Source organism: Saccharothrix sp. (assembly GCF_031180885.1).
Classification (GTDB): domain Bacteria; phylum Actinomycetota; class Actinomycetes; order Mycobacteriales; family Pseudonocardiaceae; genus Actinosynnema.
Map to the genome: position 1 here is coordinate 1 of NZ_JAPSLK010000052.1, position 15,641 is coordinate 15,641.

Annotated in this window: 15 protein-coding genes; 12 read left to right on the top strand and 3 right to left on the bottom strand. The window is 69.7% G+C overall.

What is annotated here, in order from left to right:
- Positions 1-330: 330 nt before the first annotated feature.
- Positions 331-879: a hypothetical protein gene (locus RIN75_RS35135; protein WP_309116401.1), complete on the bottom strand. Its 549-nt coding sequence runs from the start codon at positions 877-879 to the stop codon at positions 331-333.
- An 83-nt stretch (positions 880-962) separates the two neighbouring features.
- Here RIN75_RS35135 and RIN75_RS35140 point away from each other — a divergent pair, with 83 nt between their 5' ends.
- From RIN75_RS35140 to RIN75_RS35165, 6 genes are all read left to right on the top strand, one after another.
- Positions 963-1,484, top strand: a complete 522-nt coding sequence (locus RIN75_RS35140; protein WP_309116402.1) for a hypothetical protein — start codon at positions 963-965, stop codon at positions 1,482-1,484.
- Positions 1,481-2,482 carry a LacI family DNA-binding transcriptional regulator gene (locus RIN75_RS35145; protein ID WP_309116403.1) on the top strand — a complete coding sequence of 334 codons (1,002 nt, stop codon included), beginning with the start codon at positions 1,481-1,483 and terminating at the stop codon, positions 2,480-2,482. The genes RIN75_RS35140 and RIN75_RS35145 overlap by 4 nt, the downstream gene beginning before the upstream one ends.
- Positions 2,483-3,421: 939 nt before the next feature.
- Complete coding sequence (locus RIN75_RS35150; protein ID WP_309116404.1) at positions 3,422-4,768, top strand: sugar ABC transporter substrate-binding protein; 1,347 nt, start codon at positions 3,422-3,424, stop codon at positions 4,766-4,768.
- Positions 4,768-5,637 carry a sugar ABC transporter permease gene (locus RIN75_RS35155; RefSeq protein ID WP_309116405.1) on the top strand — a complete coding sequence of 290 codons (870 nt, stop codon included), beginning with the start codon at positions 4,768-4,770 and terminating at the stop codon, positions 5,635-5,637. The genes RIN75_RS35150 and RIN75_RS35155 overlap by 1 nt, the downstream gene beginning before the upstream one ends.
- Positions 5,634-6,473 carry a carbohydrate ABC transporter permease gene (locus RIN75_RS35160; protein WP_309116406.1) on the top strand — a complete coding sequence of 280 codons (840 nt, stop codon included), beginning with the start codon at positions 5,634-5,636 and terminating at the stop codon, positions 6,471-6,473. Before RIN75_RS35155 ends, RIN75_RS35160 begins: the two co-directional genes overlap by 4 nt.
- 25 nt (positions 6,474-6,498) lie before the next feature.
- Positions 6,499-8,016 carry a glycoside hydrolase family 13 protein gene (locus RIN75_RS35165; protein ID WP_309116407.1) on the top strand — a complete coding sequence of 506 codons (1,518 nt, stop codon included), beginning with the start codon at positions 6,499-6,501 and terminating at the stop codon, positions 8,014-8,016.
- On the opposite strand, the gene RIN75_RS35170 is transcribed toward RIN75_RS35165, so the two are convergent.
- Entirely contained in the window at positions 8,013-8,513 is a 501-nt protein-coding gene (locus RIN75_RS35170) for a MarR family winged helix-turn-helix transcriptional regulator (protein ID WP_309116408.1), read from the bottom strand. The two genes, RIN75_RS35165 and RIN75_RS35170, sit on opposite strands and share 4 nt — an antisense overlap.
- 100 nt (positions 8,514-8,613) lie before the next feature.
- On the opposite strand from RIN75_RS35170, the gene RIN75_RS35175 reads away from it, so the two are divergent.
- The 6 genes from RIN75_RS35175 (at position 8,614) to RIN75_RS35200 (ending at position 14,880) form a co-directional block, all read left to right on the top strand.
- Entirely contained in the window at positions 8,614-9,675 is a 1,062-nt protein-coding gene (locus RIN75_RS35175; protein ID WP_309116409.1) for an alkene reductase, read from the top strand.
- A 251-nt stretch (positions 9,676-9,926) separates the two neighbouring features.
- Positions 9,927-10,688 (top strand): DeoR/GlpR family DNA-binding transcription regulator, encoded by a 762-nt coding sequence (locus RIN75_RS35180; protein ID WP_309116410.1) that lies wholly within the window; start codon positions 9,927-9,929, stop codon positions 10,686-10,688.
- An 80-nt stretch (positions 10,689-10,768) separates the two neighbouring features.
- Entirely contained in the window at positions 10,769-12,112 is a 1,344-nt protein-coding gene (locus RIN75_RS35185) for a sugar ABC transporter substrate-binding protein (RefSeq protein ID WP_309116411.1), read from the top strand.
- 37 nt (positions 12,113-12,149) lie between these two features.
- Positions 12,150-13,100 (top strand): carbohydrate ABC transporter permease, encoded by a 951-nt coding sequence (locus tag RIN75_RS35190; protein WP_375296063.1) that lies wholly within the window; start codon positions 12,150-12,152, stop codon positions 13,098-13,100.
- The gene (locus tag RIN75_RS35195) at positions 13,097-13,897 is read left to right on the top strand and encodes a carbohydrate ABC transporter permease (protein WP_309116413.1); all 801 of its coding nucleotides are present in this window, start codon (positions 13,097-13,099) and stop codon (positions 13,895-13,897) included. Before RIN75_RS35190 ends, RIN75_RS35195 begins: the two co-directional genes overlap by 4 nt.
- Positions 13,894-14,880 carry a zinc-dependent alcohol dehydrogenase family protein gene (locus tag RIN75_RS35200; RefSeq protein ID WP_309116414.1) on the top strand — a complete coding sequence of 329 codons (987 nt, stop codon included), beginning with the start codon at positions 13,894-13,896 and terminating at the stop codon, positions 14,878-14,880. The genes RIN75_RS35195 and RIN75_RS35200 overlap by 4 nt, the downstream gene beginning before the upstream one ends.
- On the opposite strand, the gene RIN75_RS35205 is transcribed toward RIN75_RS35200, so the two are convergent.
- Positions 14,877-15,548: an LPXTG cell wall anchor domain-containing protein gene (locus RIN75_RS35205; RefSeq protein WP_309116415.1), complete on the bottom strand. Its 672-nt coding sequence runs from the start codon at positions 15,546-15,548 to the stop codon at positions 14,877-14,879. The genes RIN75_RS35200 and RIN75_RS35205 overlap by 4 nt on opposite strands.
- Positions 15,549-15,641: the final 93 nt, after the last annotated feature.

The following is a 15,641-nucleotide window of genomic DNA, read 5'->3' on the forward strand; positions in this document are numbered from 1 at the left end:
GGTGGGGCGGCTGTGGGTGGGGCGGCTGTGGGTGGGGCGGCTGTGGGTGGGGCGGCTGTGGGTGGGGCGGCTGTGGGTGGGGCGGCTGTGGGTGGGGCGGCTGTGGGTGGGGCGGTTGCCCGCGGGTGGGGCTGTGGTTGCGGACGCTCGGTTTGGCTGCGGCTCGGCGGGTGTTGGGCGGGGGTTGCGAGCGCCAGGTTCGGCTGCTGCTCGCCCGGGCGTACGGCTGGGATTGTCGGTGGGGCGTGAGATCATGGAAGCGGGGGCCGGAGGCCGCCGCCCCCGCTGTTAGCTGGTGCAGTTCTCAGTCGACTTGGCGCGACTCCCGGCCTACTTGGTGCAGTTCTCGGCCTGGTCGGCGGCCTCGCGGAAGTCGTCCGGAAGGGACACCAGCCCGACCTGTTCCACGCCGTCGTTCATCATCGTCACGGCCTCGGTCAGGTGCTGGTTGACCGCGCCGAAGATGTCCAAGGTCAACTCGGGCGCCTCGTCCACCGTGGACTTGGCGAGCACGAACTTGTCCCGCGCCTTCGACAGCGGTTCGAGGATGACCTCCACCGCCGTGTCGGCAGCGGCCACCGGGGCGGGTGTCAGCTCATCGAGGTCGTGGACCGCCACGTTCAGCACGTCGACCACGCGGCCGAGCGAGGTGCTGAGGGACTTCTTCGCCTCCGCCGGGTCGGTCGGCGGCGTCCCGAGGGTGAAGCCGCCGGAGGCACCGAGGTAGTTCGCGACGCCGCAGAAGTTGTTCATCCACCGCACGACCTCGGCGTCGGCCTGCGCGGTGGTCACCTGGCCCGCCACCGGCTTGCCGGCGACCGGCGTCGCACACGCGGCCGTCGTCGCGAGAACCAAGGCGGACCACACAAGACGCTTCACCGCCATGTTGTACCTCAACCATCACCTGATAGTGGTCAGCAACATGACAACCGGGCGAAAACTCCGCCACGATGGGCAACCTCATGCCCGCCACAGTGGAACTCGCGGACGGCGTCGCGGTCGTCCGGCTCGACCAGGACCCGCCCGCCCGGCTGCGCGCTTTGCTGCCGACGTTGACCGGCGTCCGCGGGCTCGTGCTGCACGCGGGGTCGCGCAAGGCGTCGCCGGCGTCGGTGCGGGGTGTGATCGGGGTGTCGGCGGCGGCGCGGCGGGAGCACGTTCGGGAGTTGCGTGCTTTGCGCACGGCGTTGGCGGAGTTGCCGGTGCCGGTGGTGGCGGCGATCGGGCGGAGCGTGTCGGGTGATCTGGCTGCGTTGGCGGACGCGTGCGACCGGCGGGTGTTGGCCGATGACGGTGATCTGGTCCGGGTGACCGGCACGGGTGTGGTGGTGGCGCGGCGGGTCGACGCGGCCGAGGCGTTGCGCACGGGGCTGGTGGACCGGGTGGTCGCGCCTGGTCACGTGCTGTCCGCCGCCGTCGAACTTGCAAAGCAGTGCAAGTCCACGCAAGATTCGCGCAAGTCCTGCCGTATAGTTGCTCCATGACGCAACGGCGGTTGGCTGAAGTGGCCGCGAAGGTCGGCGTGAGCGAGGCGACGGTGAGCCGCGTGCTCAACGGGAAGCCCGGCGTGTCCGACGCGACCAGGTCCGCGGTGCTCACCGCGCTGGACGTGCTCGGGTACGAGCGGCCGACGCAGTTGCGCGGCGAACGCGCTCGGCTGGTCGGCCTGGTGCTGCCGGAGTTGCAGAACCCGATCTTCCCCGCGTTCGCCGATGTCGTCGGCAACGCCTTGGCGCAGCGCGGGTTCACGCCGGTGCTGTGCACGCGGACGGCCGGGGGCGTGTCGGAGGCGGACTACCTGGAGTTGCTGTTCGAGCAGCACGTGTCCGGGGTGGTGTTCGCGGGTGGGCAGTACGCGCAGGCGGATGCGTCGCACGAGCACTACCACCAGATGATCCGGCGCAAGCTGCCCGCGGTGTTGGTGAACGCGGCCGTCGATGACCTCGGGTTTCCACGCGTTTCGTGTGATGACGCGGTGGCGGTGGAGCAGGCGTTCGGGCACCTGGTGGCGTTGGGGCACCAGCGGATCGGGGCGGTGTTGGGGCCGACCGACCACATGCCGTCGCGGCGCAAGCTGGCGGCGTTGATGTTGTGCGCGGAGGCGGCTCGGCTGGAGTTGGTGGAGGAGCACGCCATGTTCTCGCTGGAGGGCGGGCAGGCGGCGGCGACCCGGCTGCTGCAGCGGGGAGTGACGGCGATCGTGTGCGCGAGCGACCCGTTGGCGCTGGGGGCGATCCGGGCGGTGCGGCGGCAAGGCTTGCGCGTGCCGCACGACGTGTCGGTGGTCGGGTATGACGATTCCGCGTTCATGACTTGCACGGAGCCGCCGCTGACGACCGTGCGGCAGCCGATCGAGGCGATGGGGCGGGCGGCGGTGGAGCTGTTGGCGAACCAGATCGCGGGGACGTCGGTGGCGACGGAGGAATTGCTGTTCGAGCCGGAGCTGGTGGTCCGGTCGTCGACGGCGCCCGCACCTCGCTGACCTGGCCACTGTCGGCGAGTCGCTGAGCCGACTCCTTTCCCGCGTCGCTGACCCGACCGCTTCCGGCGCGCTTCGCCGGCTGGCTCGGCCGTGCCTGGTGTGCGCTTCGCCGGCTCGCTTGGCGGCGCCTCGTGCGCCTCGCCGGGGCCGGCTTGGCTGCGCCTGGTGCACGTCGCCGGAGCTGGCTTGGCCGCGACTGGTGCGCCGCTGTCCCGACCGCGTCGGGCGCGTCTCGCAAATTTGACTGCGCCTGGTGCGCCGCCGACCCGACCCGCATCGCGCCTCGCCGGCTTGACTGCGTCCGGTGCGCCGCCGACCCGACCGCTTTCGGTGCGCCTCGCTGGCTAGCTTGATCGCGCCCAGCACATCCGACACGCCGCTGACGTGCGGGTTTGTGGTGCGTTCCGACGCTGCGGGCGGCCGCTGGCCCCCGTCTCGATTGTCTCATGGGGGACCGACAAATCGCGGCGGGCGGGATTCGTCGGCGCGTGGGCATGGGCTCGTCGGGACGTGGGCATGGGCTCGTCGGGACGTGGGCATGGGCTCGTCGGGACGTGGGCGTGGGTTCGTCGGGACGTGGGCGTGGAGTCGGCATGGGGCGTCGGCGTGGAGTGGGCGTTGGGCGTCGGCGTGGAGTCGGTTAGGGGGCGGGGTGGGTGCGTCGTGGGCGGGGCGATGGTGGCGTGGGCGGGGCGATGGTGGCGTGGGCGGGGCGATGGTGGCGCCGGCGTGGGGCCGGTGCATGGCCGTGCATGGTCGTGGAGGCGTGTGTGGGGTGGTGTGTGTGGGGGGTGCAAGAGGGTGTTTGGAGCTGTCAGGAGGTGGCGGGTCCGTTTGCGGCATGGTGTCGGCAAGTTGCGAGAAATCGTAGACATCTTGCGGTGAGATGTGGACTGGACCTACCGTGTGCGCCACACCACACGAGGAGGGTCCGACCCCATGACCTCATTCCGGCTCCGCAGAGTGGCGGGGTTGCTGCTGGTCGGCAGCCTCGCGCTCACCGCCTGCTCGTCCGCCGCCGACACCGGGAGCGCGGGCAAGGTCGTCCTGTCGGTCAACGGCCAGCCGCCGCGGACCCAGGCGTTCGAGCGCAAGGTCTTCGACGAGGACGTGGCCGAGTTCGAGGCCGCGAACCCCGACATCGACATCCAGCCGCACGAAGGCTTCATGGACCCGAAGACGTTCTCCGCCAAGCTCGCCGGCGGCCAGCTGGAAGACGTCTTCTACGCCTACTTCACCGACCCCGCCCAGCTCATCGCCCGCCGGCAGGCCGCTGACATCACCGAGTACGTGAAAGATCTCCCGCACTACACGGAGATCCGACAGGAACTTCGGGACGTGTTCGCCAAGGACGGCAAGGTGTACGGCGTCCCGACGGCCAACTACTCGATGGGGCTGCTCTACAACCGGCAACTGTTCCAACAAGCCGGGTTGGACCCCGACAGCCCGCCCAAAACCTGGGACGAGGTCAAGGAAGCCGCAAAGAAGATCACCGCCCTCGGCGGCAACAAGGTCGGCTTCGCCGAGTACAGCAAGAACAACCAGGGCGGCTGGCACTTCACCGCGTGGATGTACTCCGTCGGCGGCAAGATCGCCCGCCAGGACGGCGACAAGTGGGTCGCGGACTTCAACGACGACAAAGGCCGCCAAGTCCTCCAGCACCTCAAGGACATGCGCTGGCGCGACGGCACCATGGGCGAGAAGCAGCTCCTGGTCATCGAGGACGTCCAGCAGATGATGGGCGCGGGCCAACTCGGCATGTACCTGGCCGCCCCCGACAACGTCCCCACGATCGTCAACCAGTTCAAGGGCGACTACGCCAACTACGGCCTCACCGGCATCCCGGACGGCAAGGGCACCCTGATCGGCGGCGAAGGGTACATGCTCAACCCCAAGGCCACGCCCGAGAAGATCAAAGCCGGCCTGAAGTGGATCGGGTGGAAGTACCTCAACCCCGACCGGTTCGACAAGAACCTCAAGCGGTACAAGGAACAGGGGCAGCCGATCGGGCTTCCGGTCCCGCCCGTCGCCGACATCTGGACGGGGGACGTCAAGGCCAAGCAGAACGAGCTGAAGGTCGCCAACGCCACCGTGCCGGTGCAGAACTTCAAGTCCTATGTGGACGCCACGCCCACCGGGCTGATCGAACCGCCCAACGCCCAGCAGGTCTACGCGATCCTCGACAACGTGGTGCAGGCCGTCCTCACCGACCGCGACGCCGACCCGGCGACGCTCCTCGCGGACGCGGAAGCCAAGGTGAACCCGGTCCTGGCGCAGGTCAAGTGATGCGCCGCCGCGTCGCGGAGAACCTGACCGCGTACGGGTTCCTGTCCGCCGCCCTGCTGTGCTTCGCGGTGTTCTCCTGGTACCCCATCGCCCGCGGGGTCGTGCTGGGCTTCCAGCAGGTGGACTTCGTCGCCGCACCGGCCTGGGTCGGCTGGGAGAACTTCGAGCGCCTGTTCGCCGACCCGTTGTTCGCCGTGGCGTGGCGCAACACCCTGCTGTTCACCGTCCTGGCACTGGTCTTCGGCTTCGCGGTGCCGTTCCTGCTGGCGGTGGTGCTCAACGAGTTGCGGCACTTCAAGGCGTACTTCCGGCTGGTCGTCTACCTGCCGGTGATGCTGCCCCCGGTGGTCGCGGCGCTGGTCTGGAAGTGGCTGTACGACCCGGGTCCGGGCCTGCTCAACACCGCGTTGCGCGGGCTCGGCCTGCCTGGCCTGGGCTGGCTGGACGACACGTCCACCTCCATGCTGTCCCTGGTCCTGGTCGCCACGTGGGCCAACCTCGGCACGGCGACGCTGGTCTACCTCGCCGCACTGCAATCCATCCCGGGCGAGCTGTACGAGGCGGCGGAACTGGACGGCGCGGGCGTGCTGCGCAGGCTGTGGCACGTCACCGTCCCCCAAACCCGGTTCGTGCTGCTGGTGCTGCTGCTGCTGCAGATCGTGGCCACCATGCAGGTCTTCACCGAACCGTACGTGATGACCGGCGGCGGGCCGCAGGACTCCACGGTCACCGTGCTGCTCCTGCTCTACCGGTACGCCTTCTACTACAACGACTTCGGCACCGCCAGCGCGCTGAGCCTGTTGCTGCTGCTGGTCCTCGGCGCGTTCACCGCGCTCTACCTGCGCGTCACGAGGAGGGTCGACGCGTGAGAACCCTTGTCGCACCAGGACGTTCGCGCACCGGCTACGCCATCGCATTGACGATCACGACGATCGTCGTCACGGCCGTGTTCGTGCTGCCGCTGGTGTGGGTCGTGGTCTCGGCGATGAAACCGGCCGTGGAACTCGCCCGCGTCCCACCCACCGTGCTGCCGCTGACGTGGCAACCGGAAACCTACGTCGAGGCCTGGCGGCTGATGGACCTGGGCCGCTACTTCCTCAACACGATCGTCGTCGCGGTCGGCACGTGGGCGGTCCAACTCGCGGTCGACGTGCCCGCGGCCTACGCGTTGTCCCGGCTGAAACCGGTTCTGGGCAAGGGGATCCTCGGCATGATGCTGCTGACCCTGATGATGCCGGCGGCCGTCCTGCTGGTCCCGACCTACCTGACCATCGCCGACCTCGGCCTGCTCGACAACCCGGTGGCGCTGTGGCTGCTGGGCGCGGCCAACGCGTTCACCGTGTTCCTGCTCAAGCGGTTCTTCGACCAGCTCCCGGTGGAAGTGCTGGAAGCGGCCAAGATCGACGGCGCCGGGCAGCTGACCCTGTTGTGGCGCATCGTGTTGCCGCTGTCCCGGCCGATCCTGGCCGTGGTGTCCATCTTCGCCGTGGTGGCCGCGTGGAAGGACTTCATCTGGCCACTGCTGGTGTTCTCCGACCCCGCGCGGCAGACGCTGAGCGTGGCGTTGCAGCGCTTCGCCCCCGACACACCGGTCAACCTCATGCTCGCCGGCCTCGTGCTGGCCGGCGCGCCGGTGGTCGGGCTGTTCCTGGTGTTCCAACGCCACGTCCTGGCGGGTCTGACCGCCGGTGGCGTCAAAGGCTGACCCCTACGTCAGGGAAGGATCCCACATGAACTGGTGGCGCAGCGCGGCCATCTACCAGGTGTACCCGCGCAGCTTCGCCGACGGCAACGGCGACGGCGTCGGCGACCTCGCGGGCCTGCGGCAGCGGCTGCCCTACCTCGCCGACCTCGGGGTGGACGCGCTGTGGCTCAGCCCCTGGTACCCGTCCCCGCTGGCGGACGGCGGCTACGACGTCGCCGACTACCGGGACATCGCGGCGGTGTTCGGCACGCTGGTGGAGGCGGAGAAGCTGATCGGCGAGGCGCACGCCCTCGGTCTGAAGATCATCATCGACATCGTGCCGAACCACTGTTCGGACAGGCATCCCTGGTTCCAGGAGGCGCTGAACGGCGTCGGCCGGGACCGGTTCTGGTTCCACGAGGGCGACGAGCCGCCCAACGACTGGCAGTCCCGCTTCGGCGGCCCCGCGTGGAGCCGCACCCCGGACGGCGCCTGGTACCTGCACCTGTACAGCCCCCACCAGCCCGACCTGAACTGGGACAACCCGGAGGTCCGGGCGGAGTTCGCGGACGTGCTGCGGTTCTGGCTGGACCGGGGCGTGGACGGCTTCCGCATCGACGTGGCGGACGGCCTGGTCAAGGACTTCACCCGGCCGGACGCGGAAAGCCCGTACTCCGACCAGGACGGCGTGCACGAGATCTACCGGTCGTGGCGCGCGGTGCTCGACGAGTACCCCGACGAGCGGGTGTTCGTCGGCGAGATGTGGCTGCCCGACCCCGAGCGCTTCGCCCGGTACCTGCGCCCGGACGAGCTGCACTCGGCGTTCAACTTCGACTTCCTGTGCTGCCCCTGGGACGCCGCCGAGCTGCGCCGGGTCGTGGACGCCACCCTGTCCGCCCACGCCCCGGTCGGCGCGCCGCCGACCTGGGTGTTGTCCAACCACGACGTGACCCGGCACGTGACCCGGTTCGGGCGTGGGGACACGTCGTTCGACTTCGGCCGGCGCCAGCACCTGACCCCGACAGACCTGGAATTGGGCACGAAGCGGGCGCGCGCGGCGGCCCTGCTGACCACGGCACTACCCGGTTGCGTGTACATCTACCAAGGCGAGGAACTGGGCCTCGACGAAGTCGACGACCTGCCCGATGAGCTGCGGGAAGACCCGGTGTGGGTGCGGTCGGGGCACACCGACCGGGGGCGGGACGGGTGCCGCGTGCCGATCCCGTGGGGTGACGACGGTCCGTCGTGGCTACCCCGGCCGGCGCACTGGGTGGGGTTGTCGGTGGCCGCGCAGGGCGGAGACCCGGATTCGATGTTGTCGCTGTACAAGGCCGTGTTGCGGCTGCGCCGGGCGGAGGATGCCCTGGGTGACGGCGGCCTGGGGTGGCTGGACCTCGGGCCGGACGTGTTGGCGTTCCGGCGGGACCCCGGGTTCGCGTGCGTGCTGAACCTGTCGGCGGAGCCAGTGGAACTGCCCGCTCACGAGGAGGTGTTGCTGTCCAGCGGACCGTTGGTGGACGGTGCTTTGCCGCCGGACACCGCCGTGTGGCTCCGCGTGGCCTAGTCGGTCCGGGGGTGGGTTGGACCGAAGGCCCGTTCGACCAGGTTGCACTCCAGCTTGCTCATCAGGCGCAGGAGTTCGGCGCGTTCGGCGTCGTCGCAGCCCTTGGTGGTGGCCTCTTCCAATTCACCCCACAGCCGCTCGACCTCGCGGTGCAGCGCCTGGCTGGCGACCGTGGGTTCGATGATCGACGCCCGCCGGTCCGACGGGTCCGGGACCCGGCGGACGAAGCCCGCCTTCTCCAGGCGCTGGACGGTCCGGGTCATGGTCGCCGAGTCCGAGTCGAGCACGCCCACCAGTTCGGCCTGCCGCGCCGGGCCGCAGTCCCACAGGTGCATCATCACCAGCTCCTGGCCCGGGTGCAGGCCCGCTTTGCGCAGGATTTGACCCGCGACCATCCGGTGCAGGCGGGCCAGGCGGAAGATCGCGTGGCTGACCGGGCCGGTGCGGGCGGTGGCCGGAACCGGCAGGCTGGTCGGGTTCGCTGTCTGGTCAGCCATGGTGCCCATGGTAGTGCCCTACCAGCGTGATCGTGGTCACTCGCGGAACATCCGGGGGCAGGTACCTGTTCGGACAGGTAACCAACTCCTGGAGGTTGTGATGACCAGTCCGTTCGAGGCCCTGGACCTCGCCGGCACCCGCCTGGCCAACCGGATCGTGATGTCGCCGATGACGCGCAGCCGCGCCTACGGCACCGTCCCGACGCCCGCGATGGCCGAGTACTACGCGCAGCGCGCCTCCGCCGGGCTGATCATCACCGAGGGCATCCAGCCGTCCCCGGTCGGCCAGGGGTACGTCGACACGCCCGGCCTGCACAGCGAGGAGCAGGTGGCCGGGTGGCAGAGGGTCACCGACGCCGTCCACGCGGCGGGTGGCGTGATCTTCGCCCAGCTCATGCACACCGGCCGCATCGGCCACCCGGACCTGCTGCCCGGCGACCTGCACCCGGTCGGTGCCTCGCCCGTGCGCGCGGCCGGGAGCACGTTCACCGGCACCGCGATGCTGGAGAACGTGGTGCCGCGCGAGCTGTCGCCGGCCGAGATCGAGGCCACGATCGCCGACTTCGCCCAGGCCGCCACCAACGCGGTGCGGGCCGGCTTCGACGGCATCGAGCTGCACGGTGCCAACGGGTACCTGATCCACCAGTTCCTCGCGCCGAACACCAACCAGCGGACCGACGAGTGGGGCGGGTCGGTGGAGAACCGGCTGCGCTTCCCGGTCGCCGTGGTGCGGGCGGTCGCGGAGGCCATCGGGGCGGAGCGGGTTGGGCTGCGGGTGTCGCCCGGCAACCGGTACAACGACATCAAGGAGACCGACCACCACGAGGTGTACCCGGCGCTGGTGGACGCCCTCGACCCGCTGGGCCTGGGCTACCTGCACATCTCCGAGTGGGACCGCGACCTGACCCTGGCCCTGCGCAAGCGCTTCAGCTCGACCCTGATCTTGAACCCGCGCAACCACGAGGGCGTGACGGAACCGTCCGACCTGGAGCTGATCGCCGACGGCACGGCGGACGCGATCGCGTTCGGCGCGATGTTCCTGGCCAACCCGGACCTGCCCGCCCGGATCGCGGCGAACGGGCCGTACAACACGCCGGACCACACGACGTTCTTCGGCGGTGACGAGCGGGGTTACACCGACTACCCGCCCCTGGCAGCCTGACGACCCACGAGACCGGCGCTTCCCCACGGGGGAGCGCCGGTCTCGTGTTATCTGGAAGCCCAATCGGGCAATCGGGCACTCGAAAACGGGCACGGATCCGGTCGCCGGTGTGGGTTCGGGCGGGCGGAGCGGGCAGGAACCGGGCATCGTTCGTGGCTGTGTGGCGCTGGCCACACAGTTGCGACGGTGTTACACCTTTTGGGCACGCCCGAACGGGCAGCCGGGGTCCGAGTGGGCAGAGGAGGTGCGTGGTGCGGGCCGACGAACGCAAGCGGCGCATCCTCGCCCGGGCTCGGGCCGAGGGGCGGGTGGACGTCGCCGAGATCGCGGCGGAGCTGGCCGTGGCCCAGGAGACCGTGCGGCGGGACCTGCGGCTGCTCGACGAGCATGGGCTGGTGCGCCGCACCCACGGCGGCGCGTTCCCGGTGGAGAGCGCGGGCTTCGAGACCGGGCTCAAGTTCCGGTCCGCCTCGATGGTGCCCGAGAAGCGCCGGATCGCGCGGGCCGCCGCCGACCGGCTCGGGGACGCGGAGACGGTGTTCGTCGACGAGGGGTACACCCCGCAGCTCGTCGCCGAGGCGCTGCCCACCGGCAGGCCGCTGACCGTCATCACCGCGTCGCTGCCCACCGCCGCCGTGCTGTCGGAGGTGCCGTCGGTGACGGTGCTGCTGCTCGGCGGGCGCGTCCGGGGGAGGACGCTGGCCACCGTCGACCACTGGGCCACGCGGATGCTGTCCGAGATGGTGATCGACCTCGCCTACATCGGCGCGAACGGCATCTCCCGCGAGCACGGGCTGACCACGCCCGATCCCGCGGTCGGCGCGGTCAAGGCGCAGGCGCTGGCCGCCGCGCGCCGCAAGGTGTTCGTCGGTGTGCACACGAAGTTCGGGGTGGCGAGCTTCCACCGGTTCGCCGCCGTGCGGGACCTGGAGGCGGTCGTCACCGACTCCGGCCTGCCCTCGGGGGAGGCCCACCGCTATTCGCTGCTCGGGCCCAAAGTCGTCCGGGCGTAGGCACACAACACCCCGTCCCCACCGCCGAGGCCCCTTCAGGGAGGGGCCTGGTCGGCGCACGCGGCGAGAAAGGCAAGACGATGAAGTCACTGCGATACGGCGGCCTGACCGCCGCGGTACTCCTCACGGCGACCGCGTGTGCGGGCGCGGGCGGCGGGGGTGGCGGCAGCGACAACTCCATCAACGTGCTCATGGTGAACAACCCCCAGATGCAGGACCTGGAGGAGTTGACCGCCGACCACTTCACCAAGGACACCGGCATCAAGGTCAACTTCACGGTGCTGCCGGAGAACGACGTCCGCGACAAGATCAGCCAGGACTTCTCCAGCCAGGCCGGCCAGTACGACGTGGCCACCATCAGCAACTACGAGACGCCGATCTACGCCAAGAACGGCTGGCTGACGCCGTTGGACGACTACTTCGCCAAGGACTCCGGGTTCGACCAGGACGACATCCTCAAGCCGATCCGCGACTCGCTGACGGCCGCGGACGGCAAGGTGTACGCCGAGCCGTTCTACGGCGAGTCGTCGTTCTTGATGTACCGCAAGGACGTTCTGGACGCCAAGAACCTCAAGATGCCGGACAAGCCGACGTGGCAGCAGGTCGCGGACATCGCGTCCCAAGTGGACGGTTCGTCGCCCGGGATGAAGGGCATCTGCCTGCGCGGCCAACCGGGCTGGGGCCAGTTGATGGCGCCGTTGACCACGGTGGTCAACACGTTCGGCGGCACGTGGTTCACCAAGGACTGGCAGGCGCAGGTCAACTCGCCGGAGTTCAAGGAAGCCACCAGGTTCTACGTCGACCTGGTCCGGTCGCACGGTGAGGCGGGCGCGGCGCAGGCCGGGTTCGCCGAGTGCCTGAACGACATGACCCAGGGCAAGGTCGCGATGTGGTACGACGCCACGGTCGCGGCGGGGTTGCTGGAAGCCGACGACTCTCCGGTCAAGGGCAAGCTCGGGTTCGCGCAGGCCCCGGTGGTCAAGACGGAGTCCTCGGCGTGGCTGTACACGTGGGCGTTCGGCGTCCAGAAGGCCAGCAAGAAGGCCGACAACGCCTGGAAGTTCATCTCCTGGGCCTCCGGCAAGGGTTACGAGGAACTGGTGGGAAAGACACTGGGCTGGTCGCGCGTGCCGGACGGCAAGCGGTCCTCGACCTACCAGCGGCCGGAGTACCTGGCGGCGTCGGGGTCGTTCGCCAAGCAGGCGGAGGCGGCGATCGCGGGCGCGAAGCCGACCGACCCGGGTGTCCAGCCGCGGCCGGTGGCGGGCATCCAGTTCGTCGGCATCCCCGAGTTCACCGACCTGGGCACCCGGGTGTCGCAGAAGATCAGCGCCGCGATCGCCGGGGCGACCAGCGTGGACGCCGCGCTGGAGGAGAGCCAGGCGCTGGCCGAGACCGTGGCGAAGAAGTACCGGGGGCAGTGATGGTGAACCCCACCCCGATCGGGTCGCGGAGCACGTGGTGACCGCGGTGAAAGAGCCCGTGGTGGAGACGACGGGGCCCGTGCCGCCGGTGCGGTCGGGCCGCGTCGGGGCGGCGGCGCGCTGGGGCCGGCGCGCCCCGCTCCTCCCGGCTCTGCTGTTCACCATCGTCGTGACCCAGTTGCCGTTCGCGGCCACGCTGGTCATCTCGCTGATGCGGTGGAACTCGCTGGACCCGACCAACCGCGGGTTCGCCGGGCTCGACAACTACGTCGCGGTGTTCACCGACCCGGACCTGCGCAGCGCCATCTGGACCACGGTCGTGCTGACCGCGTCGGTGGTGCTGGTGAGCCTGCTGCTCGGGCTGGTGCTGGCCTTGTTGCTGGACCGGAAGTTCTTCGGGCGCGGGGTGGTGCGCACCATGCTCATCGCGCCGTTCCTGGTGGTGCCGGTCGCGGCGGCCCTGCTGTGGAAGCACGCCCTCTACAACCCCGACTACGGCCTGTTCAACGGGGTCCTGTCGTGGCTGTTCGGTGCGGACGCGCCGCAGCCGGAGTGGATCAGCGGGATGCCGCTGATCGCCGTGGAGGCCGCGCTGGTGTGGCAGTGGACGCCGTTCATGATGCTGATCCTGTTGGCGGGCCTGCAAAGCCGCCCGGCCGACGCGGTCGAGGCCGCGCGGATCGACGGGGCCACGCCGTGGCAGGTGTTCCGCTACCTGACCCTGCCGCACCTGCGCCAGTACCTGGAGTTGGGCGCGCTGCTCGGGTCGATCTACATCGTGCAGAACTTCGACGCCGTCTTCACGATCACCTCGGGTGGGCTGGGGACGGCGAACCTGCCGTACACGATCTACCAGACCTTCTACCAGGCCCACGACTACGGGCAGGCGTCCGCGGCGGGGGTGGTCGTGGTGGTCGGGTCGATCGTCATCGCCACGTTCGCGCTGCGGGTCGTGTCGTCGTTGCTGCGAGAGGAGGTGCGGGGGTGAAGCGGATCTGGGGCGTGCTCGCCTGGTTCTCCGCGCTGGTGTTCTTCGCGCCGGTCGCGTGGATGGTGCTGACCTCGCTGCACAGCGAGCCCGACGCGGCCACCAACCCGCCGTCGGTCGCCGCGCCGCTGACGTTGGACGGGTACCGGGAGTTCTTCGGCTCCGGCCCGTGGCCTTCGTTGATCAACTCGCTGAGCGCGTCGGTCGGCTCGACGGTCCTGGTGCTGTTGTTGGCGATCCCGGCCGCGTACGCGTTGTCGATCAAGAAGGTCGACAAGTGGTCGGACGTGCTGTTCTTCTTCCTGTCCACCAAGATGCTGCCGGTCGTCGCCGGGCTGCTGCCGATCTACCTGGTGGCCCAGTACACCGGGCTGCTGGACAACATCTCGTTCCTGGTCGTGCTCTACACGTCGATGAACCTGCCGATCGCGGTGTGGCTGATGCGGTCGTTCCTGGCCGAGGTGCCGGTGGAGATCCTCGAAGCCGCCGCGTTGGACGGGGCCGGGCTGGTGACCACGTTGCGGCGGGTGGTCGCGCCGGTCGCCATGCCCGGGATCGCCGCCACCTCGCTGATCTGCTTCATCTTCAGCTGGAACGAGCTGCTGTTCGCCCGGGTGCTGACCGGGGTCGTGGCGGGCACCGCACCGGTCTACCTGACCGGGTTCGTCACCAGCCAGGGGTTGTTCCTGGCCAAGGTGTGCGCGGCGGCGGTGGTCGTGTCGCTGCCGGTGCTTCTCGCCGGGTTCGCCGCCCAGGACAAGCTGGTCCAGGGCCTGTCGTTGGGAGCCGTGAAGTGAAAGCAGCCGTGATCAGCGCCGTCGGCGTGGTGGAGGTCGCCGAGGTGCCGGACCCGGCTCCCGGGCCGCGCGAGGTGGTCGTCGACGTCGCCGCGTGCGGGTTGTGCGGCACGGACCTGCACATCCTGCAAGGCGAGTTCGCGCCGACGTTGCCGGTGGTCCCGGGGCACGAGTTCGCCGGCGTGGTGTGCGAGGTCGGGTCGGCGGTGACCGAGCTGCGGGTGGGGGACCGGGTCGCGGTCGACCCGTCGCTGTACTGCCACGAGTGCCGTTATTGCCGGGCGGGGCGGAACAACCTGTGCGCCCGGTGGGCGGCGATCGGTGTCACCACGGGCGGGGGTGCGGCGGAGTACGCGGTGGCGCCGGTGGCGAACTGCGTGAAGCTGCCGGACCACGTGCGCGTCGAGGACGCGGCGTTGATCGAGCCGTTGTCGTGCGCGGTGCGGGGGTACGACGTGCTGCGGGCGCAGATGGCTTCGCGGGTGCTGATCTACGGGTCGGGCACCATGGGGTTGATGATGTTGGAGCTGGCGAAGCTGACCGGGGCGGCGTCGGTCGAGGTGGTGGACCTGAACCCGGAACGGTTGGCCACGGCGGAGTTGTTGGGCTGCACGGGTGTTGCCTCGTCCGCGGCGGAGTTCGACCGTGAGGGCTGGGACGTGGTGATCGACGCGACCGGCAACGCGGCGGCGATCCAGGACGGGCTGGAGCGGGTGGGGAAGGGCGGGACGTTCCTCCAGTTCGGCGTGTCGGACTACGCGACCCGGGTGACCATCGACCCGTACCGGATCTACAACCAGGAGATCACCATCACCGGGTCGATGGCCGTGCTGCACTCGTTCGAACGCGCGGCGGACCTGTTCGCGACCGGGGTGCTGGACCCGGAGATCTTCATCAGCCACCGCGAACCACTGGCCGACTACGGCGCCGCCCTGGCCCGGTTCCAGGCGGGCCAGGGGCGGAAGATCCAGGTGCTGCCTTAGCGGTTCGCCTTGCGGCGCAACAGGATGAGGACTGTGGTGCCGCCGGTGAGCAGGACCAGGCCCAGGACCAGGGGTGCGGTGACGTTTGCGCCGGTGTCGGGGAGGTCGGTGGACGCGTGGATCACTGCCGGTTTCGGGCGGGTGGTGGGCCAGTCCAGCGTGAGGGCGGTGGTGGTGGTCGTCGTCGTGGTGGTGGTCGTTGTTGTAGTTGTAGTGGTGGTGGTTGTGGTTGTCGTTGGGGGGTTTGTTGTTTTGGGAGGTCGGGGTGGAGGGGTTGTGGTGGGGGGAGGAGGGGGTGGTGGAGGTGGTGGGGCGCAGAGGGGGGTGGTCAGGGTTTTGGTGAAGGACCAGCCTCTGGTCCAGTAGCGGTCGTCCCAGGCTTCTACGGTGACGGTGAAGGTGTGGGGTTCGGTGCCTGGTCGCTGGTAGGTGCGGCGGAAGTAGGTGCCGAAGGTGCGGCTGTCCAAGGTTGTTGTGTTGTCGGTGACGTGCAGGCGGTTGGGTCTCTCGTTGTTGTAGTAGCGGAGATCCACGGTGAGGACCGCCTGACCGTCGGCGCATGTGGCTTTGAGGGTCGGGATGTGCGCATAGGCGGGGGTGGGGGCGAGGACCGCGGTGAGCACGGCCGCGGTGACGCAGAGCGGGGCCCGGAGGGTCCGAGCGAGCATGGTCACTCCTGTTGGTACGGCGGGAAGCGCATACCCCTATACGGGCCGATGACACCTCCTGTTCACGGACTGCGTTGCTCAATTCGGGTGACT

Bases quoted from the DNA above. Each gene is read 5' to 3' on its own strand.
- RIN75_RS35170 (WP_309116408.1), bottom strand. From the start codon at position 8,513: ATGGCTGACCAGACAGCGAACCCGACCAGCCTGCCGGTTCCGGCCACC.
- RIN75_RS35205 (WP_309116415.1), bottom strand. From the start codon at position 15,548: ATGCTCGCTCGGACCCTCCGGGCCCCGCTCTGCGTCACCGCGGCCGTG.
- RIN75_RS35175 (WP_309116409.1), top strand. From the start codon at position 8,614: ATGACCAGTCCGTTCGAGGCCCTGGACCTCGCCGGCACCCGCCTGGCC.
- RIN75_RS35140 (WP_309116402.1), top strand. From the start codon at position 963: ATGCCCGCCACAGTGGAACTCGCGGACGGCGTCGCGGTCGTCCGGCTC.
- RIN75_RS35145 (WP_309116403.1), top strand. From the start codon at position 1,481: ATGACGCAACGGCGGTTGGCTGAAGTGGCCGCGAAGGTCGGCGTGAGC.
- RIN75_RS35155 (WP_309116405.1), top strand. From the start codon at position 4,768: ATGCGCCGCCGCGTCGCGGAGAACCTGACCGCGTACGGGTTCCTGTCC.
- RIN75_RS35165 (WP_309116407.1), top strand. From the start codon at position 6,499: ATGAACTGGTGGCGCAGCGCGGCCATCTACCAGGTGTACCCGCGCAGC.
- RIN75_RS35150 (WP_309116404.1), top strand. From the start codon at position 3,422: ATGACCTCATTCCGGCTCCGCAGAGTGGCGGGGTTGCTGCTGGTCGGC.
- RIN75_RS35185 (WP_309116411.1), top strand. From the start codon at position 10,769: ATGAAGTCACTGCGATACGGCGGCCTGACCGCCGCGGTACTCCTCACG.